At 67.9% G+C, this 21,988-nt stretch carries 17 protein-coding genes and 1 tRNA gene; 12 read left to right on the plus strand and 6 right to left on the minus strand.

Going from position 1 to position 21,988, the window contains the following annotated elements; translation table 11 throughout:
* Positions 1 to 80 precede the first annotated feature (80 nt).
* On the minus strand, positions 81 to 2,078 hold the full coding sequence (locus tag ACVCL3_RS12155; RefSeq protein WP_447101424.1) for a bifunctional 2',3'-cyclic-nucleotide 2'-phosphodiesterase/3'-nucleotidase: 1,998 nt from the start codon (positions 2,076 to 2,078) through the stop codon (positions 81 to 83).
* A 124-nt stretch (positions 2,079 to 2,202) separates the two neighbouring features.
* On the opposite strand from ACVCL3_RS12155, the gene ACVCL3_RS12160 reads away from it, so the two are divergent.
* From ACVCL3_RS12160 to ACVCL3_RS12185, 6 genes are all read left to right on the plus strand, one after another.
* Entirely contained in the window at positions 2,203 to 3,915 is a 1,713-nt protein-coding gene (locus ACVCL3_RS12160; RefSeq protein ID WP_447101425.1) for an LTA synthase family protein, read from the plus strand.
* A gap of 161 nt (positions 3,916 to 4,076) precedes the next feature.
* Positions 4,077 to 4,316 carry a hypothetical protein gene (locus ACVCL3_RS12165; protein WP_395120538.1) on the plus strand — a complete coding sequence of 80 codons (240 nt, stop codon included), beginning with the start codon at positions 4,077 to 4,079 and terminating at the stop codon, positions 4,314 to 4,316.
* A 59-nt stretch (positions 4,317 to 4,375) separates the two neighbouring features.
* Complete coding sequence (locus ACVCL3_RS12170; RefSeq protein WP_447101525.1) at positions 4,376 to 5,449, plus strand: glycerophosphodiester phosphodiesterase family protein; 1,074 nt, start codon at positions 4,376 to 4,378, stop codon at positions 5,447 to 5,449.
* 29 nt (positions 5,450 to 5,478) lie between these two features.
* Complete coding sequence (locus ACVCL3_RS12175) at positions 5,479 to 6,210, plus strand: lysoplasmalogenase (RefSeq protein WP_447097822.1); 732 nt, start codon at positions 5,479 to 5,481, stop codon at positions 6,208 to 6,210.
* A complete protein-coding gene (locus tag ACVCL3_RS12180; protein ID WP_447101426.1) occupies positions 6,207 to 7,472 on the plus strand; it encodes a sterol desaturase family protein in 1,266 nt (421 codons plus the stop codon). The genes ACVCL3_RS12175 and ACVCL3_RS12180 overlap by 4 nt, the downstream gene beginning before the upstream one ends.
* 371 nt (positions 7,473 to 7,843) lie before the next feature.
* On the plus strand, positions 7,844 to 9,388 hold the full coding sequence (locus ACVCL3_RS12185; RefSeq protein ID WP_447097824.1) for an amino acid permease: 1,545 nt from the start codon (positions 7,844 to 7,846) through the stop codon (positions 9,386 to 9,388).
* Positions 9,389 to 9,593: 205 nt separating this feature from the next.
* Here the strand turns inward: ACVCL3_RS12185 and ACVCL3_RS12190 are convergent, their stop codons facing one another.
* The gene (locus ACVCL3_RS12190) at positions 9,594 to 10,676 is read right to left on the minus strand and encodes a GGDEF domain-containing protein (RefSeq protein ID WP_395120531.1); all 1,083 of its coding nucleotides are present in this window, start codon (positions 10,674 to 10,676) and stop codon (positions 9,594 to 9,596) included.
* A gap of 240 nt (positions 10,677 to 10,916) precedes the next feature.
* On the opposite strand from ACVCL3_RS12190, the gene ACVCL3_RS12195 reads away from it, so the two are divergent.
* From ACVCL3_RS12195 to ACVCL3_RS12215, 5 genes are all read left to right on the plus strand, one after another.
* On the plus strand, positions 10,917 to 12,815 hold the full coding sequence (locus tag ACVCL3_RS12195) for a M61 family metallopeptidase (protein WP_447101427.1): 1,899 nt from the start codon (positions 10,917 to 10,919) through the stop codon (positions 12,813 to 12,815).
* A 204-nt stretch (positions 12,816 to 13,019) separates the two neighbouring features.
* A tRNA-Arg gene (locus tag ACVCL3_RS12200) sits at positions 13,020 to 13,096 on the plus strand.
* A 394-nt stretch (positions 13,097 to 13,490) separates the two neighbouring features.
* Positions 13,491 to 14,366, plus strand: coding sequence for a helix-turn-helix transcriptional regulator (locus ACVCL3_RS12205; protein ID WP_447101428.1), 876 nt, complete (start codon positions 13,491 to 13,493; stop codon positions 14,364 to 14,366).
* A 73-nt stretch (positions 14,367 to 14,439) separates the two neighbouring features.
* Positions 14,440 to 15,183, plus strand: coding sequence for a DUF3944 domain-containing protein (locus ACVCL3_RS12210; protein ID WP_447101429.1), 744 nt, complete (start codon positions 14,440 to 14,442; stop codon positions 15,181 to 15,183).
* Positions 15,180 to 16,163, plus strand: a complete 984-nt coding sequence (locus ACVCL3_RS12215; protein WP_447101430.1) for a hypothetical protein — start codon at positions 15,180 to 15,182, stop codon at positions 16,161 to 16,163. Before ACVCL3_RS12210 ends, ACVCL3_RS12215 begins: the two co-directional genes overlap by 4 nt.
* Positions 16,164 to 16,183: 20 nt before the next feature.
* On the opposite strand, the gene ACVCL3_RS12220 is transcribed toward ACVCL3_RS12215, so the two are convergent.
* Entirely contained in the window at positions 16,184 to 16,318 is a 135-nt protein-coding gene (locus tag ACVCL3_RS12220) for a hypothetical protein (protein WP_447101431.1), read from the minus strand.
* A gap of 257 nt (positions 16,319 to 16,575) precedes the next feature.
* Positions 16,576 to 16,839, minus strand: a complete 264-nt coding sequence (locus ACVCL3_RS12225; RefSeq protein ID WP_447101432.1) for a plasmid stabilization protein — start codon at positions 16,837 to 16,839, stop codon at positions 16,576 to 16,578.
* 224 nt (positions 16,840 to 17,063) lie between these two features.
* On the opposite strand from ACVCL3_RS12225, the gene ACVCL3_RS12230 reads away from it, so the two are divergent.
* Positions 17,064 to 17,402 carry a hypothetical protein gene (locus ACVCL3_RS12230; protein WP_447101526.1) on the plus strand — a complete coding sequence of 113 codons (339 nt, stop codon included), beginning with the start codon at positions 17,064 to 17,066 and terminating at the stop codon, positions 17,400 to 17,402.
* Positions 17,403 to 17,691: 289 nt separating this feature from the next.
* Here the strand turns inward: ACVCL3_RS12230 and ACVCL3_RS12235 are convergent, their stop codons facing one another.
* Together ACVCL3_RS12235 and ACVCL3_RS12240 are read right to left on the minus strand one after the other, a co-directional pair.
* Positions 17,692 to 18,354, minus strand: a complete 663-nt coding sequence (locus ACVCL3_RS12235) for a hypothetical protein (RefSeq protein ID WP_447101433.1) — start codon at positions 18,352 to 18,354, stop codon at positions 17,692 to 17,694.
* Positions 18,355 to 18,764: 410 nt separating this feature from the next.
* Positions 18,765 to 21,968, minus strand: coding sequence for a S41 family peptidase (locus tag ACVCL3_RS12240; RefSeq protein WP_447101434.1), 3,204 nt, complete (start codon positions 21,966 to 21,968; stop codon positions 18,765 to 18,767).
* Positions 21,969 to 21,988: the final 20 nt, after the last annotated feature.

Below are 21,988 nucleotides of genomic sequence, written 5' to 3' on the forward strand. Positions count from 1 at the left end.
CGATCGATCATCCGCGCACATTGGAACAGCGCTGCGCCGCGCGCAAGCCCGTTGCGGCGCGGCAACGGGCCTGGCCGCTTTCAGTGCGACAGGTCGACCGCGTACACCGCCGTGCCGTCGCCGTTGTCCTTGAGCTGCCGGATGTTGTGCAGCCCTGCCGCTTTCGCCACATCGAGCTTGTTCGCCGCGCCGGTGAACACCACCGGACCGTGCGTCTTCAGCGGGGCGAACCGCCAGGAGGTGGCTTCGAGGTCGGCCGCGTCGAGGTGCTGCTTGCGCTCGATCCAGTGGGCCAGGATCTCGCGCGTGCCGTCGGGCGCGGCCAGCACGATGTTGCTGCCGTCCAGGCCGGGGAAGTGGCCGCCGCCGCTGGCGCGGTAGTTGTTGGTGACCACGACGAACGGCTGCGTCGGCGCGACCGGCTTGCCGTGGAAGGTGAGCGTGGTGATGCGCTCGCCGGCCGGCCTGGACACGTCGATCACGTAGTGGATGCCGCCCTGGATCTGGTCGAAGTTGTAGCCGGTGTAGCGGCTGTTGATCAGCGCCTGCTCGCCGGTCTGCTCCGGGTCGATGCGGTTGAAGCGCCGCGCGGACTGCTCCAGCCAGGCCTTCAGGCCGGCGCCGTCGATCTTCACCGCGGCCAGCGTGTTGGGATAGAAGTACAGGTCGGCGGCGCTGCGCAGGGTCAGCGGGCCGGCGGCCACGTCGGTGTAGTCGGCCGGGCCGCCGAAGCCGGTGCGGAACGCGGCAGCGGCCCCGAGCACCGGCACGTCGGCCAGCTCGGGATGGGTGAGCGGCAGTTCGCGGCGCACGTAGTCGATCTGCGCGGCATTGACCGGCGCCAGCGCGGTCATGTTGCCCTCGTCGGCGAAGTAGCTGCTCATGCGCAGCGCGCTCGTGCCGATCGGCGTGTTGACGTAGGCGACCGCGGCCTGCTGCACGCCCGCCACCAGTGGCGCGATCGCGGGGTCCGCCGGCACGCAGTCGTGCTTGTCCTTGCAGATCGGCCGCACCTCGCTGTGGCTGTTGTCCCGGTCGACCACCCAGCGGCCGTCCTGGCGGTTGAGCACCAGCGCGACCAGGCCCAGGTCCTTGCCGAAGAAGCCGCCCATCACCGCCGGCACGTTGCGCACGAAACCGCGGCGGGCGTCGACGTCCTTCATGCCGGCGTAGCGCGGGCCGGGGAATTCGGTGTGCGAGTGGCCGAGCAGCAGCACGTCGATGCCGGGCACGCCGGCCAGGTACCAGCCGGCGTTCTCCATGTCGCTGGTGTAGGGGTGGGTGTCCAGGCCGCCGTGCAGCAACGCCACGACCAGGTCGGGATGTTGCGCCTGCAGTTCGGGCAGGTATTTGCGCGCGGCCTCGACCACGCCGGCGACGGTGACCTTGCCGGCCAGGTGGTGCTGGTCCCACTGCATGATCGGCGGCGGGGTGAAGCCGATGATGCCGACCTTCAGCGGCACCCTGATGTGGCTGCCGTCGGGCGTGTAGGCGTCGATGGTCTTCTGCACGATCGTCCACGGCTTGAAGATCGGCGCGCCGTCGCGTGCGCTGTAGGCGTTGGCCAGCACCAGCGGGAAATGCGGCCCGGCGCAATGCGTGCTGCGGCTGCCGTCGACGTTCATCGGCGTCCCGGTGACCTGGGACAGGAAGCCCAGCCCGTAGTTGAACTCGTGGTTGCCGGGCGTGCCGCCGTCGTAGCCGACCGCGTCCATCGCGCGGTACACCGCCAGTTCCTGGTCGCAGGCCACCGGCTTGACCAGCGCCTGGTAGTCAGCCAGCACGCTGCCCTGGATGGTGTCGCCCGAATCGAACAGGAAATGGTTGGGGTACTCGGCGCGCGCACGCCGGATCAGCGTGGCGGTGCGCTCGAAGCCGACCGTGGGATCGTCCTTCAGCCGGTAGTAGTCGTAGCTGAGCACGGTGGCGTGGATGTCGGTGGTTTCCAGGATCGCCACCTGCGCGCGGGCGCCGTCGGGCACGCGGCCGGAGCGCCACGGCAGCGCGGAGCAGCCGGCCAGCGCCAGTGCGGCCAGCGCCAGCAGGGGGAGGGCGAACGGGGTGGATCGGACGGACATGAAGGTTCCGGGAACAGCCGCTGAGGGGACGGCCAAAGCTAGCAGATCGGACGGCTGCCGCGGTGCCCGACGAGGTCGTAAGATGCGGTTGCAGGCTCGGTCCTGCAGGGGGATGGCTCAGCTCATGCGTTCGATTCCATGGCGCCGCGTCCGCGGCCCGGCGGTGTGTGCGGGGGCCGTGCTGCTGTTCGTGCTGTGCGTGGCATGCACGGCCTGGCGCGAGCCGCTGCCGCTGCAACGCGTGTTTGTCACCTCGCTGATGCTTTGCAGCGCCGTGGTGCTGATGGCCGTGCTGGCGCGCTTCGCCAGCGCGCTGCTGCTCGCCGGCAGCTTGTTCGTCGCGCTGAAGTTCATCGCGGTGATGAAGCTGCGCTACCTCGACGAGCAGCTGATGCCGGCGGACTTTGTCTACTACGTGCGCAGCAGCCTGCTCGACACCTTGCGCCACTATCCCCACCTCTACCTGCTCGGCATCGGCCTGCTGGTGCTGCTGCCGCCGCTGCTCTACCTCACCTGGCGCTGGGACTGGCGCGTGTTCGCCACCTGGCGCGCGCGGCCGGCGTGGCTGTTGCGCGGCGCGGGGCTGCTGCTGGGCGCGTCGGCGTGGTGGTGGTGCATGTGGCCGGGCGGTCCGTTTGCCGGGGTGCACGCGCGCAACACCTGGGAGAAGCTCTCCGACGACGCGCACCTGACCAACTTCTTCGTCAGCTTCCGCGACGCGGCGGTGCGGTTGCCACCGATGAGCGGCGACGGCGAGGCGGAGCGCGTGTGGGGTGCGGCCGCGCAGGGGCTGCCGTCCAATCGCCCGCCGCCGTACCCGGACATCGTGCAGGTGCTGGAGGAGAGCACGTTCGACCCGGCCAACTTCACCGACTGCAGCGTGCCGGCCTGCCGCGCGGCGATGTTCAAGACCGATGCGCGCACCCGCGGCAGCGGCGTGCTGCGCACGCATACGTTCGGCGGCGGCACCTGGGTCAGCGAGTTCGCCAGCCTGACCGGCATGCCGCAGGACATCTTCGGCCCCGGCGGCATGTACGCGCCCTACGTGCTGGCGCCGCACGTGCGCGATTCGCTGCCGCAACTGCTGCGCCGCCTGGGCTACCGCACCATCGCGATCTATCCCACCGTCGGCAGTTTCATCAACGGCCGCAACGCGTATCGCGACTACGGCTTCGATCACCTGTACGACGTCAACGAGCTGGGCCTGGTCGAGTGGGAGGAGAGCGACCGGCAGATGTTCGCCGCGGCCAAGCGCACCTACGACAAGGTGAAGCGGCCGGGGCAACCGGTGTTCATCATGATCCTCACCCTGAACCAGCACGGCCCGCACGACGAGGACCCGATGTCGTCGCTGCCGCCGGCGTTCCGCAACCTGCTGCCGGGGCTGAAGCCGGCGGTGGCGCTCAACTTCGACACCTACCTGGCGCGGCTGCACGACTCGGACCTGGCCATGCGCGCGCTGGAGCACGACTTCCTCGACCGCCCGCAGCCGACCGTGCTGATGCACTTCGGCGACCACCAGCCGTCCTTCGGCGGCATGATCCGCGACCTGCCGCGCAGCCTGCCGCCGGCGCTGCAGCCGTATCGCGACTACCTCACCTACTACATGGTCAAGAGCAATTTCGCCGGGCCGGCGCTGCCGCGGTATCCGATGCTCGACATCGCGTTCCTGCCCGGCATGGTGCTGCAGGCGGCGGGCTTGCCGCAGGATGCGTACTTCGCCGCCTCCAGTCGCCTGCGCGATCGTTGCGATGGCCGCTACGACGACTGCACCGTGCCGGGGCTGCTGCCGTCCTATTACGCGTGGGTGTTCGACCGGCTGCACGTGTACGAGTGAGCGACCGCGTTCAGCTTCGTGATGACCGTGGGCGGCAGGCGGGGGTTCGCGGTTGTCGCCCGGGGGCAGTCGCACGGGCCGGCCGGGCGCCCGCACCACGCGCCAGGCCTGCGTTGGCGCGATCGGCGGCCTGCTGGCAAGCGTCTTGCTTCACCATGGACATGACTCGCCGCCTTCCCGATGCCGTTACGCCCCCGCCGAGCGACGCCGCCGTGTGCGCCGCCGCTGCGCTGGAGCGGCAGATGGACGCGCTGGGGCTGTCGCCGGAGGAGCGCCTGTTCCTGCGCACGCTGCACCAGAGCGAGCGGCAGATCAACGACGCCTTCGACGAGGCGCGGCAGTCGGGCGACCTGCAGCAGCAGGTGAGCCGCGTGTACAAGCAGATGTATCGGCCGGACTGAGGTTTCCGCCACGCGCGGCTATGCTGGCCTCCCGATCCGTTGCGGAGTGCGCCGTGCCGATGGTCTCCACGCCTCGCGAAAAACCGCTGGCCGCGCGCGTCGGCGTGATCGGCCATCGCGGTGCGCCGGCATGGCAGCCGGAGCACACCCTGGCGTCGTACGCGCGCGCGATCGCCGATGGCGCGGATTTCATCGAGCCGGATCTGGTGATGAGCCGCGACGGCGTGCTGGTGGTGCGCCACGAGAACGAGATCGGCGGCACCACTGACGTGGGCGCGCGGCGCGAGTTCGCCGCGCGCCGCGCGACCCGGCACATCGACGGCGTGGCGGTGACGGGCTGGTTCACCGAGGACTTCACCCTGGCCGAGCTGAAGACGCTGCGCGCGCGCGAACGCCTGCCGCAGTTGCGCGGCACCGCGCACGACGGCCAGTTGCCGATCGCCACGCTGGAAGAAGTGATCGAGCTTGCCGCCGCCGAATCCGCCGCCTGCGGACGGCTCATCGGCATCGTGCCGGAGATCAAGCACGGCACCCATTTCCGCGCGCTCGGCCTGCCGCTGGAAGACCTGCTGCTGGCCACGCTCGCCGGGCATGCGCACACGCGCACGGCGACGGTGGAGATCCAGTCCTTCGAGATCGGCAACCTGCGCTACCTGCGCGAACGGCTCGGCACCGCGCACCCGAACATCCGCTTGCTGCAACTGCTCGACGTGCCGCCGGCGCAGCCGTACGACGTGGTGGCCGCCGGCGACACGCTCGATTACGCGCGGATGATGACCGCGGACGGCTTGCGCGAGGTCGCCGGTTACGCCGATGCGATCGGCCCGGAGCTGCGCGCGGTCATCCCGTGGAACGCCGATGGCCGCCTCGATCCGCCGACGCGCCTGGTGCATGACGCGCACGCGGTCGGGCTGGAAGTGCATCCGTGGACGTTCCGACCGGAGAACACCTTCCTCGCCCCGGTGTTCCGCCGCGGCGACGATCCGCACGCGCGCCACCGCGCCGGCCTGGTCGCGCAGATCGGCGCCTACCTCGACGCCGGCATCGATGCGTTCTTCACCGACGATCCGGCCAGCGGGCGGCAGGCGGTCGACGCGCTCGTGCAGGCCGCGCAGGGCGAAAGCTCGCTATGATCGCGTCGTCGCCACGACGCCCGTCGCCCATGTCCATTGTCGCCAGCACGTCTCCCGCGTTTCGCCGCGCCCTCGCGCCGATGGTGGCGTGCGCTGCGCTTGCCGCCATGCTCGGCGGCGCGCTCGGCGAAGGCGCCGACGCGTGGCAATGGCTGCACTGGATAGCCAAGCCGCTGGCCACCGTGCTGGTGATCGTCGCGGCGCTGGCGTGGCCGCCGATCACGTCGCGCTATCGGCGCCGGATCGTGGTCGGGTTGATCTGTTCGCTGCTCGGCGACGTGTTGCTGATGTGGCCGGCGGATCTGTTCGTGGCCGGCCTGGTGGCCTTTCTCATCGGCCATCTCTACTTCATCAGCGGCTTTCTCGGCGACAGCCGCCTGGGCACGCGCCCGCTGGCCTGGCTCGGCTGCCTGCTGCTGGCGGCGCTGAACCTGGCGTGGCTTTGGCCGTCCATACCGCCGGCGCTGCGCGGCGCGGTGGTGGTCTATGCGCTGGTGCTGGCGGCGATGGCGGCGCAGGCACTGGCGCGCGCCTGGGTACACGCCGGCGACGTGCTGGCGCGGCCGGCGCGGCGTGCGGCGATCGGCGGAGCGCTGTTCATGCTCGGCGACAGCCTGCTGGCCTGGGACCGCTTCCACGGCGCGCTGCCGCTGGCCGCGGTGTGGGTGCTCGGCAGCTACTACGCGGCGGTGTGGTTCATCGCCCGCTCGGTGGCGCGGGACGATGGCATGGCGGGCGTGACGCAGGCATCGACGGCATGAATACCTCCGAGCTCATCATCACCTGGGCGACGCCGTTCTTCTTCGCGTTGATCGCGCTGGAGTTCATCGTCGCGCGCGTGCGCGGCCAGCGCGTCTATCGCGGCAACGACACCGTCAACAGCATCGGCCTGGGCGTGATGTCGCAGATCGCCGGGGTGTTCACCAAGCTGCTCACGCTGGGCATCTATGCGTGGTGCGTCGAGCACCTGGCGCTGTTCGCGCTGCCGGCGCACAGCCTGTGGGTGTGGATCAGCGCGCTGCTGCTGTACGACCTGCTCTATTACTGGCTGCACCGGATGGGGCACGAGGTGAACATCCTGTGGGCGGCGCACGTGGTGCACCACCAGAGCGAGCAGTACAACCTCTCCACCGCGCTGCGCCAGACCAGTACTGGTGGCCTGCTCGGCTGGATCTTCTACCTGCCGATGGCGCTGCTCGGCTATCCGCTGGAAGTGTTCGTGGCGGTGGCGCTGATCGACCTGCTGTACCAGTTCTGGGTGCACACCGAGCAGGTCGGCAAGCTGGGCTGGTTCGACCGCGTGTTCTGCTCGCCATCCAACCATCGTGCGCACCACGCCACCAACGACCGCTACCTCGACCACAACTACGGCGGCATCCTGATCGTGTGGGATCGCCTGTTCGGCACCTTCGTCGAGGAGGACGACGCCGACAAGCCGGTCTACGGCACCCGCGCGCCGCTGCGCAGCTGGAACCCGCTGTGGGCGAACGCCGAGGTGTATTGGGCGGCGGCGGTCGATGCGTGGCATGCGCGGCGCTGGCGCGACAAGCTGCAGGTGTGGTTCCGTCGGCCCGGCTGGCGCCCCGCCGACGTGGCCGCGCGCTTCCCCAAGCCCGCGTACGACATTCATCGCGCCGTCTACGACCCGCCGATGGCGCCGGCGATGGCCGCGTACTGCCTGCTGCAGTTTGCCCTGCTGCTGGGCATGGCCACGCATTTCCTGGGGCTCACCGCGCACGCGGACTTCGCCACCTTGTTCGGCTATGCGCTGTACATGGTGGCCAGCCTGTGCGTGATCGGCGCACTGATGGAAGGCCGTCGCGTCGCGTTCTGGCTGGAGGGCCTGCGCACCGTGCTGACCGCGATGGTGCCGCTGCTGCTCGGCCGCTGGTTCGGCGTCGACCCGCTCGACGAACGCGTTGCCGCGGCGATCGTCGTGCTGTTCGGCGCCAGCGCCGTCGCGCTGCCTTGGCTGGCCGGCCTGCGCCCGCGTGGACCGCTGCACGCCGCCTCCAACCTGTAGAGCGGGCAGTGCCCGCCGCCCGTCCACGGTTCGTGGCAACAAGCGGCGGGCAGTGCCCGCCCTACGGGTGACTCCCACCCCTCGCCGTTCACCCTGAGCGTAGCCGCGCAGCGGCGGAGTCGAAGGGCGGGGCTGTCGCACGGCTTCGACTTCGCCGCTGCGCGGCTACGCTCAGCCCGAACGGTTGTGGGAGCCGATGCTTCTCCGAACCCCGAATACCGAATACCGAATACCGGCCAAGGGCACCACGCACAGGGGTACGCGTGTGCACGGCACGCATTTGGACGTCCAAACGGCACGCCGCCATGCAGCCGCCTGGCCAGATGGGCGCGACTTGTTATGCTGTGCGCTGATTTCAAGGGGAGCACCCTATGGGTTTCTTCAGCAAACTGATACGCAGCAAGTCGGTCGCGCAACTGCAGGCCGAGGCAGGCGCCAGCCGGGATTTCCGCCGCACCATGGGCGTGTGGCAGCTCACCGCGATCGGGGTGGGCGCGATCGTGGGCGTGGGCGTGTTCGTGCTGGCGCCGAACGAGGCGGCGTTGAACGCCGGGCCGGCGATCATCCTGAGCTTCCTGGTGGCCGGCATCGGCAGCGCCTGCGCGGCGCTGTCCTACGCCGAGTTCGCCGGCATGATCCCGGTCACCGGCAGCGCCTACACCTACGGCTATGCGGTGCTGGGCGAATTGCCTGCCTGGATCATCGGCTGGGACCTGCTGGTGGAGTACGCGCTGATCGTGGGCGTGGTCGCGGCGGGTACGTCGAACTACCTGCAATCGCTGATCGCCCAGATCACCGGCCTGCACCTGCCGGTGTTCCTGCAGGCGGCCTACGACCCGGCGCATCCGGACAGCGGGCGCGGCATCAACCTGATCGCGATGCTGGTGGCGCTGGGCGTGGCCGCGCTGCAGGTGGCACGCACCGAGGTCGGCGCGCGCTTCAATACGGTGGTGGTGGCGCTCAAGGTGCTCGGCGTGATCGTGGTGGTGGTGGTGGGTGCGTTCTACGTGAACACGGCCAACTGGACCCCGTTCGTCCCGCCGCTGGTGCACGACGCGGCGGCCACCGGCGGCACGCGCTACGGCGTGAGCGGCATGCTGGCGGCGGCCAGCATCGTGTTCTTCGCGGTATTCGGCTACGACACGCTGACCACCGCGGCGGAAGAGTCGAAGAACCCGCAACGCGACCTGCCGCTGGCGGTGATCGCCTCGCTGGGCGTGGCGATGGCGATGTACCTGGCCATCTCGCTGGTGCTCACCGGCATGGTGCCGTACAACGGCTGCGTGGATCCGTCTGAGGTCGCCGGGCAGTGCTCGGAGATGATCCTGGCCAGCTCGGCGCCGGTCAGCGCGGTGTTCGCCGCGCGCGACCTGCACTGGGTCAGCGGCATCATCAACGTCGCCGCGGTGTGCGGCATCGCCAGTGTGGTGTTCGCCTTCATGCTGGGCGCGGCGCGCATCTGGTTCGCGCTGGCGCGCGACGGCCTGCTGCCGGCGTGGTTCGCCAAGTCGCACCCGAAATACGGCACGCCGCACCGCCCGACCATCGCGCTCGGCGTGTTCACCGCGCTGGCGGCGGGCCTGCTGCCGATCCGCGAGCTGGCCGAACTGGTGAACATCGGCACCTTATCCGCGTTCATCGTGATCTGCGCCTCGGTGCTGATCCTGCGCATCCGCCAGCCGGAGCTGGAGCGGCGCTTCCGCACGCCGGCGTTGTGGCTGCTGGCGCCGCTGGGCATCGTGTTCTCGCTGTTCCTGATCATCGGCTGGCCGTGGGTCACCGACGGCCAGTTCCACATGATCGGCGGGCTGGACATCGTCACCATGTGGCGCTTCGTGATCTGGATGGCGATCGGCCTGGCGATCTACTTCTTCTACGGCATGCGCCACAGCAAGCTCGCCACCGGCGAGCCCTGATCCGGCTCGGGGTCTGTGAAGAAAACCACTTCCTGTAGTTTTCTTCTATCGCGAGTCCGGTACATGCCCGGACTCGCTCACATGGAACAGTCACTTGCGTGACTTCTTCATGTCCGGCCATCGGGCAACTGCTCCTGCGTTGCCTCAACTCGGGCATCCATGCCCTCGCCATGGCCGGCCTGAGAGGTTGAAGAATCACAACCGCTCAGGCGCTGGCGAGGGCCGTGACCACCCGGTCGCGGCCTTCGCGCTTGGCCTGGCGCATCGCCAGGTCGGCGCGGGCCAGCAGGCTCTCGACGCTGTCGCAGCAGCCGGGCGTGCATACCGCCACGCCGATGCTGGCGCTCAGGTGTCCGCCCGGGTGATGGCTGGCGGCCACCGCCAGGCGCAGTTGCTCGGCGCGCAGCAGCGCCTGCTCCAGGTTCACCCCGGGCAGCAGCATGGCGAATTCCTCGCCGCCGATGCGGCCGATCAGGTCGTTGCTGCGGGCCTGCGTGCGCAAGCGCGCGGCCAGCGCCACCAGCGCGGCGTCGCCGGCGGCATGGCCGTATTCGTCATTGATCCGCTTGAAGTGGTCGGCATCCAGAAACAGCATCGCCATGGGCTGGCGCTGTTGCTGCGTTTCGTGCAGCGCGATGCGGCCCAGGTCGAGGAAGCGGTTGCGCAGCAGCACGCCGGTGAGGCCGTCGGTCTCGGCGCGTTCGCGCAGCAAGCGCTCCAGCTTGAACTGTTCGAGCAGGGTGCGCGCCATGAACGCGCGCAGCACCGTCGCCAGCGACACCGAGATGGCCATGTAGACCGAGTACTGCAAGGTGCGCTCGCCGTCGCCCAGGTGCAGCAGCATCGGCAGCGGTCCCAGTGCGCACAGCGCCATCGCGATGAGGAAATCCCAGCGGCCGAACCAGATCACCGACGAGGCCACCGGCAGCAGCAGGCCCGGCAGCGGCTGGCGCGCGCCGGCCGTGCCGCAGAACCCTGCGAGGTTGATGCCGATCTGCAGCAGCACCACGCACAGCAGGGCGAGCATGCGCAGGGTCAGCGGCTCGCGGCACTGCCGCGCGGCGATGACCACCAGCAGCATCGGCGGAGCCGGGATCAGCTGCCACAGCAACTCGTTCGGACTGGCGCCGAGCAGGCCGCGCACCACCACCGCCAGCAGGTAGGCGCACAGCGCCACCGCCATCAGCGCGTGGATCATCGGCCCCATGCGCTGCGCCAGATAGCCGGCGTAGTCGCGGCGGAATGCGGCGTCTTCGCTGGGTTGTGGCTGGAGGGCAGGGGCGGGCATGGCGGCGGTCGGAATATCCGGAGTGGTTTGCGGTGGAGCAAAGCACGATGAATGCCAACGCCAGGACGCGCCTCGCGGCCATGCGGGCGCGGCGATCGTGACCTTCGGCAGGGGTGGGCGCCGGCGGCGCGCACTAGCATCGAAAGCCCGCGTTCGCCCCTGTCGCCAGCTCATGCCGGCCGCCTTCCCGCGCGGCCGGCGTGGCCGGCGCCAACTCATTCCATCATCCGGGAGCCGCCCTTGAAGTTCACCCGCCTCGCCGCCGCCGTCGCCGCCAGTGCCCTGGCGCTGGCCAGTTTCAGCGCCATTGCCGATGTCCCGGCCGCGCAGAATGTGCCCTATCAGGGCAGCCTGAAGATCAGCGTGGACGCCAGCGACGTCGCCCGTCGCATCTTCCGCGTGCACGAGGTGATCCCGGCGCAGCCCGGCCCGCTGACCCTGCTTTATCCGCAGTGGCTGCCCGGCAACCACTCGCCCACCGGCCCGATCGACAAGCTGGCCGGGCTGGTGGTCACCGCCAACGGCAAGACCCTGCCGTGGACGCGCGATTCGCTCGACGTCTTCGCGTTCCACGTGGTGGTGCCGGAAGGGGCGACCCAGGTGGAGGCGCAGTTCCAGTTCCTGTCGCCGCAGGATCGCCGCCAGGGCCGCGTGGTGATGACGCCGGAGATGCTCAACCTGCAGTGGAACGCGGTGTCGCTCTACCCGGCCGGCTACTACACGCGCCAGATCCCCGCCCAGGCCAGCGTGAAACTGCCTGCCGGCTGGCAAGCCGGCACCGCGCTGGAGGTCGCCTCGCGCGAGGGCGACACCATCCACTTCAAGCCGATCGACTACGAGAACCTGGTCGACTCGCCGATCTTCGCCGGCAAGCACTTCAAGCGGCTGGACCTCGACCCGGGCGCCAAGGCACCGGTGCACCTGGACCTGGTCGCCGACGCGGCGAAGTACCTGGAGGTGACGCCCGACCAGCTCAAGGCGTTCCGCAACCTGGTGCAGCAGATGTACAAGCTGTACGGCGCGCACCACTACGACCACTACGATTTCCTGGTCTCGCTGAGCGACAAGATGAGCGGCATCGGGCTGGAGCACCACCGCTCCAGCGAGGACGGCACCTCGGCCGATTTCTTCACCGAGTGGAAGAAGAACGTCGCCGCGCGCGACCTGTTCTCGCACGAGTTCAACCACTCGTGGAACGGCAAATACCGCCGCGGCGCGGACCTCTACACGCCGACCTTCAACGTGCCGATGGGCGACAGCCTGCTGTGGGTGTACGAAGGCCAGACCCAGTTCTGGGGCCAGGTGATGGCCGCGCGTTCGGGCCTGTGGAACGCGGAGCACACCCGCGACACGCTGGCCTACGTCGCCGCCACCTACGACCGCGGCCGTCCCGGCCTGGCCAGCTGGCGCAACGTGCAGGACACCACCAACGACCCGGTGATCGCCAAGCGCGCGCCGCTGCCGTACCGCAACTACCAGTCCAGCGAGGATTACTACTCCGCCGGCGAGATGATCTGGCTCGACGTCGACGGCAAGCTGCGCGAACTCAGCCACGGCAAGCGTTCCATCGACGACTTCGCCCGCGCCTTTTTCGGCATGGACAACGGCCAGTGGAACGTCAACACCTACACCTTCGATGACGTGGTCAGGACCTTGAATGGCGTGGCGCCGTTCGACTGGGCCGGCTACCTGCGCACGCGCCTGGACGGCCACGGCCCGCTGATCGGCGGCATCGAATCGCACGGCTGGAAACTGGTCTACACCGACCAGCCCTCCGACGCGGTCAAGGCCGCGGAGAAGCGTCGCCACCAGGCCGACTTCACCTACTCGCTGGGCCTGTCGATCGGCAACGACGGCAGCATCGCCGACGTGCTGTGGGACGGCCCCGCGTTCAAGGCCGGCGTCGCCCCCGGCATGAGCGTGATCGCCGTCAACGGCCACGACTACGACGCCGACGATCTCAAGGACGCCATCACCGCCGCGGCCAAGGACAACAACGCCACCATCGAACTGCTGGTGAAGAACTTCGACGAGTACCAGACCGTGCGCATCGCCTACCACGACGGCCTGAAATACCCGCACCTGGTCCGCGACACCAGCAAGCCCGACACCCTGGCCGAGCTGCTGAAACCCCTCTGACGCAGGGCGGGCACCGCCCACCACCCATCGCGGCACTCGTAGGAGCGCGCTTGCGCGCGATGCTCTTCCCGGCATGACGAAGAGCATCGCGCGCAAGCGCGCTCCTACGGTTCCCGCCGGCCCGGATGCCGCCGCGCAATCAACTCGGCTATACTGCCGCTCCCCGCGGTCCGGCCACCGGCCATCCGCGCGCGGCCACACAATGCGCCTGTAGCTCAGCTGGATAGAGTACCGCCCTCCGAAGGCGGTGGTCGTGGGTTCGAATCCCGCCGGGCGCACCATCTCTCCATCGCCAATCCGTCCGTGCCAACCGCTGCCCAGTGTTGACGTCGGCGACTGCCCGACAGGGTGCGTTGGGGCATTGGCTGCCCATGCGCGGTCGTCGCATTCCACTCGCTCCCGTTGGCAAGGAACTTGCTCCCATGACTGCGGCGCCATGTTCTTGACAGTGGCGGCGCCACCGCCGGATGGCGGGCAACGGAGACTACGGATGGACAGGCAAACAGCCAGCAGCACAACGCGGAGGCGCGCGCTGCTGGAACACAACGTAACGAGTGGCAGGCCAAACGGCGCAGTGCGCCGTGGCGGCGTGTTCGGCAACCGTGGACGCGTACTGTCACAACCTGTCAGCGGGGGTCGGCAGGCTTGGCGTCATGTTTGTGCGACAGGAACGCCATGACCAACGCCGACCACGACTCCCTGGCCTACCGGCTGGCCGGCATCCTGCTCAAGCTCAACCAGGGCGAGGCGCTGGTGCTGGATGACCTCGCCGCCGAGTACGGCGTCAGCGAGCGCACCGTCTACCGCGACTTGAATCGCCTCGGCGGCATCGTCGAGCGCGACCCCAGCGGACGTTACGGCCTCGTGCCCGAGTACCGCGGCAAGCTCAGCACCCGCGACCTGGAAAACTTCGCCCGCCTCGTCGGCGTGGAGGACCTGTTCCCGCAAAGCGGCGCACGCTTCCTCGTCGCCCTGCTCGACACCCTGAGCCAAGGCAGCTTCCTCGTGCGCGGTCACCACTACGAGGCGCTCAAGCCGCACGACCAGACCTTCAGCCAGCTCGACCAGGCCATCCGCGCCCATCGCTGCTGCACGCTCACCTACGCCGACAAGCGCCGCGAGCTGGAACCCTATCGCCTCATCAACAGCAAAGGCATCTGGTACCTCGCCGCCGCCGAAGCCGGCACGCTCAAATCGTTCTCGCTGAGCCGCATCGGCCAGTTGCACGTGGCCGACACCAACTTCGAACCCGACGCCGACATCCACCGGCAGATCGACGAAGACGACGACGTCTGGTTCAGCCAGGAAAAAACGGAAGTCCTGCTCAGCATCGCCCCGCAGGTCGCCTACTACTTCAAGCGCCGCAAGTTGCTGCCGCTGCAGGTCATCGACAAGGAGCTGGAGAACGGCGGCCTGATCGTCACCAGCCGCATCAGCGACAAGAACCAGATCCTGCCGCTGGTGCGGTACTGGATACCGCATGTGAGGGTTTTGGAGCCGGGGTGGTTGCGCAGGGCAAATCACGAGGGCTTGCAGCACTATCTGTCCTGACTCGTACACGGTGCGCACATTCAGTTGCCGGGGCTGACCCGGCTTTTTTCCAGCGATAAGACATGGGGTGGTCATGCTCAAGTTTCGTGAAGACGCAGATTTGTCGGTACTGGCCCTGGCCAGTCATGACGATTTAGCACGCCTGGCGCGCGTCCTGACTCACGACGAGTCCGACGGCAAGGAGCGCTACACACAAAAACTGCTCGAGGAGCCGTCCTATAAGGCGGCGGTGGAGAAAGGGGATATGCGCGCCGCGTGGAAGGCGATTGCTGCGGAACTGCAGACCTTTGGCGGCGATACGATCGTCAACCAGATTCGTGGCATGACCAAGGATTACACCGGGGTGACCTATCGGGAAATCCTAGGTGATATTCGTGAGCTTCTGAAGCTCAATTTCAAGCCGGCCGACGACATCACGACTCAGGAAGACCAACTGCTGGTTGGCCTGGTTCTTGGCTATATGGACGATTTCCAGTTTGCCGATCTGGTCCAGATCATGGACGGCTTCGCCAAAGGCGCGGACGGCGATGCGGTGCTGCGGAACCACGCCAAATACCTGCAACTGGTGCAAGGGATTGCCCACTCGCTTGGTTCCGTCGCTGGAGCTCTGGGGAAGGTGGCGCGCGGTGAGGGCTTCAGCAAGCGCGCCCTGTTTTTGGGAGCGTCGGTTCTGACCAAGCCGGCAGCTCTGGGCGTATCGGTCCCGCCGCAGATCTCTGGGCCAGCTTTCCGTGTCACGGTGCTTGCCGTGCTTGAGGTGATCCGTATCCGGCGAGTGGTTCTTCTTGCGCCCATGAATGAGGGAGGTCGGGTATGAGTTCGGTGCTGTATAGCCCGCTGAAGGTGGATGTGTCGAAAATTTCCCCGGAGATTCTGCAGGGATTGGAGACAGGAAAGTATGTCCTTTCCTCATCTAACGGCGTTGTCTACAAGGCTACCGGCGGCGTGGTGAAGCATCTGCCGCTGGTGCCCATCGATCCGCAGGAGCTTGCTTCCGCCGAGCAGTTGCTGCGCTCCGGCTCGGCTATGAGCGGCGCGAACATGGCGGCGGTTTCGGCGACGGCCATAGGCGCGGCCGTGGTGGTCGTCGCTGTCGTGGTGGCGACAACTTATCTTGCTGACAAGATCGAGCAGGTGAAGCGTGCGGTGGGCGAGGTTGCGCAGACTGTGGACCAGCAAGACGAGCGCGAATACCTCGATCACATGAGTGATTACGCCGGCGTGGTCAGATCTGCGAGGGAGCTATTGCAGCCGAACCTTCCGCGCAGCGAGGTTCAACGGCAGGCGGAAAATCGGATCGAACGACTGGCCGAGGCACGACATCAGTTGCTTGATTATGTGCAGAAGCTGCCGCAGCTGGTTTCCTCCTCGGGGAAATCCAGTGCGGCGCAGCAAGATCGGGCGCTTCGATTCATGATCGGGGTGTTGGACCTTATGCCGTTCGCGATTGCAGTGGAGCGGGAACTCTGCCTTGCGGCCGACAAACCAGTGCTGGCCGTGACCCGTTGCAGTATGGCTGGGTCCGAGTTCCGCCGGGGGCTGGCCGGGTTCTGGCAGTGGTGCGAAGAGCAGTTTCGTCTGCTGGCGGGGGGCAAAGGTGGCTTTGCCGATGTCCTCGCAGCGCACAGAGGTACGCTGAACGCCTTGTTCAATTCACAAGTGCATGATTTGCTGCTTGGTGACTTTGACAGTGCTTTTGCGGGGCGTACGACGCAGCCAAAGGCCGATCCAGATGTTGTTGATCCAGATGGGGTGGCGTTCAGTGGGGTGGATTCGAACGGGCAGTCCCGTAGTTAGGGAGGCAGCTTTCGTGTGGGTCAAATCACCGGATAGGCGATGCTGCCGAGGTCTTGCTCGCTTCCGCGCATCGTCAGCTCGATGACGATGGGCAGCAATACGCGAAGGATGGCGGCGACGTTTTCAGCTGTGTCCGATTGGTGCTGCCACTCCACGTGACGCCACCACGGATCACGGTGGCCAACTTGGTCTTGGCGTCCCAGTGATCGGGGATGGTGGATTGCGCGAGCACAAAGGGTGGGTGCGGAAATGCCGGTTTCCCGCTGGATCGTCGCTACACTCTGGGGTTTGGCCGCATCATCTTGTGGACGATCTGTTCCTTGAGTTCACGGCTGTAGATGGTCAAGGGGTGCTTCAGTCGCCCCCTCGGGCGGAGGTTCAATGGAGCGGACAACTATCGTGGCAGAGGGGCTCACGGCTTCCAGTTGCTCCTCGAAAGCCGCACCCGCTCAATCTCCACGCCTTGCGCGGTGCGCCTGTACAGGATTACCCATTGCCCGCCACGCCCGGTATAGACATGCGTTCCCGGCAGGCCGGGCAGGTTCTGCCAGGTGGCTACGCCGTCCAGTTGGTTGCCCTCGTCCCCGATGTGCTGATCCTGGGCGAGGGCGGCGATGAAGATTTGCGGATCGCGCTTTTGGTAGGCGAGTGATTCGGCGGCATCGAGCATGTCCATGCGATCGGCGATCGCGGCGGGACGCCAGGTGACACTCACTTGGCCTCGCCTTGGTCGCGTGAATCAGGCATGGCGATTTTGACGCCGAGTTTGGCACTCAACCGCGCGCGGCGCAGTTCGCGCTGCCTGGCCATGGTGTCTGCGGCCTCCCCGGACGACAGCGATGGGCGTGGGTCGGCGCGGGCTTCTTCCACGGAGGTGCGGAGGAAAGCCACGTAGCGGGCATCTTCGTCCTTGAGCTTCATGGCGGTGGAGCGGTCGGGCCGACGACGAGCGGGTTGTTCGCCGATGGTGTCCCAATGTGCCGCATCCACGCGCAGCGCATCGGTGCGCACGCCGAGGTCGCGCAGAACCTTCAGGGCGCCCTCGAAACTGCTGAAACGGCGCGGTTCGCCCTCCTTGGTGGCCAGCAGCTTGGGTTGCGCATGGGTTTGCAGCTGCAGCGTCCAGCCGCCGGCCAAGCCGATGACTTCCGCGCCCTTGATGGCACCGGCGTCTACCAGCACGCGGGCGGTGGCGAGTTTGACCAGATCGGGCATGACACCCTCCGATTCAATGATTAATTGGCATCCACTTTACCATTGAATGGAGTGCATCAACGCCCCAGCGGTCCCTTGAACCTCGCCGCCATCGCCTCGCTCACCGTGGCCAGCCGATGGCTCAGCGGTGCGCGCGTGCGCTTGGGGCAACTGGGCAGAAGTGGCAGCACATCACTTGCAGGTATGACGGTCAGCTTCCAACCGCATTTTTCGCAGAAGCAGGTCATCGACGATGCTTTGCAAGGCATGTTGAAAATCCAGGAAGAAGACGAGCGCGTCCGCGCGATAACGGTGCAGTCAGCCTGCAACGCGATCAAACCACCGGAAACGCCACCTCCCCAAACCCGTCACCCCCACCCCGCATCATCAACCCGACAACCACCGGCACCAGCACCCCGAGTATCGCCACCCCATCCCTCACCTGCGCCCGATTGGTGCTGCCACCCCAGGTGGCACCGCCGTGGATCAGCTGGTTGCGCAGCACGTAGAGGCGATCCAGCACGATGGAGAGCAGGGTAGCGGTGTCGTTGGTCATCACCGCGTCCAGTGCGCGCTTCTTGGCGGCGCTGAAGCTGGTTTCCCAGGCGTTGCTGGCGTCGTGGTCGCGCATGGCGCGCCAGAACGGCTCGAACACGAAGCGGTTATCGATCAGGGTGCGAATGGGGCCGCTGAACTGGTTGAATAGGGCGCAGTGCAGTTGCTGTTCGGTGTCGAGCTTGAGCAGTTGCGCGATGAATTGGCGCACCTGTTCGCGCTCCTTCTGCTCGAAGCCGAACTCGCTGGCGTAGACGGCGTTGAAGGCGATCCACAGGAAGATGTAGCGGGCGTCGTGGTCGTCCGGCTCGCGCTCGGCGCGCGCCAGCCAGCTGAGCGCGCGGTGGATGCGGATGCGCAGGGACTCGGGTTGACCATCGCGCATGGCGCGATGGCGCTGCTTGAGGGTGGAGGCATCCAGTGTCCCCGCTTGTTTCGTCATCCCTTCGCCTCGCCAGCCGATCGTCGTGATGCATCGTATCGGCTGGGGGTGAAGCCGGCTACGCGTGCTCGCTAGCGCGATCGTCGTCGCGGCTCAGATATTTGGCCAGGCCGAAGAGGGCAAAGCCGTAGACGACGGCGGCACCGATGACCTTGAACATGTCGAACTCCTCTGGTTTGGGCGAGCCGCTGCGGGCGACTCGTCGTGCGTGTTGTCGCGCTGGGGTCGACTATGGGGGAGGGGTTTGACAGGGTGTGTCAGGGGCTTTGTTCGGTGGTCGGAAGGGTGCGAGAAGGAGACTGGAGAGCGACAAAGTTGCGTGGCAAGTCGGAGTCACGTCCCACTCCCGAACCCTCTCCCCAACCCCTCTCCCGAAGGGAGAGGGGCTTTCAAGCAGGGGCGCGACGGATTCAACCCGCACCACCCACCGTTCCCAGCAAACTCCGCACCGCCGCATCCAGCTCGCTGTCCTTGCCCCGGAACGACTCGCCCAGCGCGCGGCTGACCGGGATGTCGACCGGGCGGGGGTGGCCTTCCATCGGCTGGCCGTGGCTGTCGGTGATGGTGATGAAGGGCAATCGCACGGTGCCGCCGTCGATCAGCTTGCCGGCGGAGGTGTAGATGATCCAGCCGGCGGTGGGTTCGCCCACGATCTTGCCCAGGCCCAGCGCGCGGTAGCCTTCGGAGAAGTCTTCGCCGTCGGACAGGGTGACGCGGTTGGTGATCAGCACGGTGGGGCGTTCCAGCGCGCGCTGGCCGAGGATGCTGCGCGCGGGCTCGGCCTGGTCGAAGCCGCGGAAGGTCATGTTGAGGTAGGGGCGGCGCGCGAGCACGTCCAGCGCATAGGCGTTGACGAAGCCGCCGAAGTTGTTGCGGATGTCGATCACCACGCCGTCGCGGGTGGCGTTCTGCGCGTCCAGGTCCTTGTAGAAATCCTGCAGCGACGCATACGACATGTCGCGCAGGTGCACGTAGCCCAGACGGCCGCCGCTGGCTTTCGCCACGTAGGCGCGGTTGTCCGCCGTCCACGCGCGGTAGACCAGTTCGGAGAGATCCCGGGAGTCGATCGGCTTGACCGCGACCTCGCGGGCACGCGTGCCGGCGGCGTTGGCGGCGATGCGCAGGCTGACCTTGTCGCCGATGCGGTGCGCCAGGCGTTGGGCCAGGTTGCTGGCGGCGTCCAGCGGCTCGCCGTCGATCGCCAGCAGGTAATCGCCGGGCTCGATGCCGCCGGCCACGGCGGCGGGCGACAGCGGCAGCACGCTGGCGATGCGAAGGCGGCCGTGCGCCTCGTATTCCGCGCGGTCGAACAGCAGGCCCAGCCGGCCGGTGATCGACTCGCGCTTCTGCGGCGCGCGCGCGCCGGAATGCGAGGCGTCGAGTTCGCCCACCATCAGGTTCAGCAGTCGGTACAGCGCGGCGGGCGTGGCCGCGTTGGCGACCAGCGGCGCGTAGGTGGTGTGCACCGCGTTCCAGTCCGTGCCGTGCATGGCCGGGTCGTGGAAGGTGTCGCGCAGCCAGCGCCAGGCCTGCTCGAACACCACCCGCTTCTCGCTGTCGAAATCCACCTCCATCGCGGCGTCGACGGCCAGCGCCGCGGGCTTGGCGTCTCCCTTGTCGTCCAGCTTGAGCGACTGGATCTTGCCGGCGTCGAGGTAGAACACCTGCTTGCCGTCCGCGCTGAGCTGCGCGTCCCGCTTGTCGCCCGGCGTATGCGTGAGCTGGCGCGCCACCGGCGGCTCCTTCGCCAGCGGGTCGAGCGACCAGCTGTAGAGGTTCGTCGTACCGGCGACCTGGGCGGTGAGCAGCAGGGATTTGCCGTCCGGGCTGATCTGCGCGGCGCCGACGTCCAGGCCCACCGGCAGCAGGCTCAGCCGCTCGCGGATGCCGTCGGCGTCGATGCGCACGGGTTTCGCCGGCGGCTTGTCGTCGGCGTGATCGCCGGCCTTGCCCTTGTGCTTGTCGTCGTCGGCCTTGGCCTTGAACAGATCCTGGAAACGGTCCTCGCGGAACACCGGCGTGCGCGGCAGCAGGTCGACCCGGGCGACCTGGCCCTCCTCGGTGCGTTGGCCAGTGGTGAACAGCACGCTGCGGCCGTCGGCGCTCCACGAGACGTTGTCCGCGTCGGTGTTGGCCAGTGAACTCAGCACCACCTGCTTGCCGTCGGCCAGCGCCACCGCGTGCACGTTGCGGAACATGCGCGGGCCGAAGTCGAGGTAGGCGAGCCAGCGCCCGTCCGGCGACCACGCGAACGGCGCGGTGGAATCGAGCGGGCGCGGCAGGTCGATGCGCGCCTTCACCACGCTGCGCAGCTTGCCGCTGGCGATGTCCAGCACGCACAGCTCGCGGTCGTTGCGCAGGAAGGCCAGCTGCTTGCCGTCGGGCGAGAAGCGCGGCGCGGTGTCGCTGCCGGCGCCGTGGGTGAGCGCGGTTTCCTTGCCGCTGGCGAAGTCGTAAAGGTAGAGCTGGCCGTGGCCGTCGCGGCTGGAGCCGTAGACCAGCCGGCGGCTGTCCGGCGCCCAGGCCAGGTCGTATTCCTCGGCCGCGGTGCGCGTGACGCGCCGCGCGTGGCCGCCATCGGCGGCGTCGGTGGCGAATACCTCGCCGTGCGCGATCAAGGCCAGCTTCTTGCCATCCGGCGACAGCGCGATCTGGCTGTAGCCGTGGCTGAGGTTCTCGTGTTCCGGCTGCGGCCCGCGGATCGCGCCGGCCAGGGTGATCGTCAGCGGCGCGGCGTGGCCGCTGGCCGGATCCAGTGTCCAGATGCCGAAGTCGCGCTCGAACGCCAGCAATTTGCCGTTCGCCGCGAGGCTCGGCCACAGCACGCGGCCATCGGCGAAGCGGGTCAGTGCCGACTCGTTGCCGCCGCCCAGCGGCACGCGCCAGATGTTCTCCGCGCCGCTGCGGTCGCTCATGTAATAGAGGGTGTTGCCGTCCGCCGCCCACATCGGCCATTCGGCGCGCGCGTCGTCGGCGGTCAACCGCCGGTACTGGTGGCTGCCGTCGTCGCGCAGCAGCCATACCGCGCCTTCGTCGATGTGGCTGCGGCCGTGGCGCCACCATTGCCAGTCGCCCATGCCGCCGCCGACCACGGCCAGCGACATGCCGTCCGGCGAGGGCGCGGCCATCGACTCGTTGCGATAGCGCTCCAGCGACACCGGCATCGGCGTGCCGCCGCTGGCGCGCACGCGGTAGACGCCGGCCATGCCGCCGACGTTGTCGCGCGCGGAACTGAAATAGATCCACTGGCCGTCGCGCGACCACGCATCGAGCTGGTTGCCGCCGTCGGCCCAGGTCAGCCGGCGCACCACGCCGCTGGCGAGGTCGAGCAGGTAGATGCCGCTGGCTTCGCCGCCGCCGTCGGACTGGAACGCGAGCTGCTTGCCGTCGGGCGAATACAGCGGCCGGCTGTCGTTGCCGTCGTCGTCGGCCACCAGCAGATGCGCCTGACCGCCTTGGCTGGCGACGCTCCAGATGCCGCCGTTGGCGACAAAGGCGATCCGGCTGCCGTCGGGCGAGACCGACGGCTGCGACAGCGCCACCTTCATCGCTGCCGCATGCAGCGGCAAGGCAAACAGGCCCAACAGCATCCACAACATGGCACGCAGGCGCATACGGATTCCCCAGGCAGAAG

It is taken from the genome of Rhodanobacter sp. UC4437_H4, from assembly GCF_052978425.1.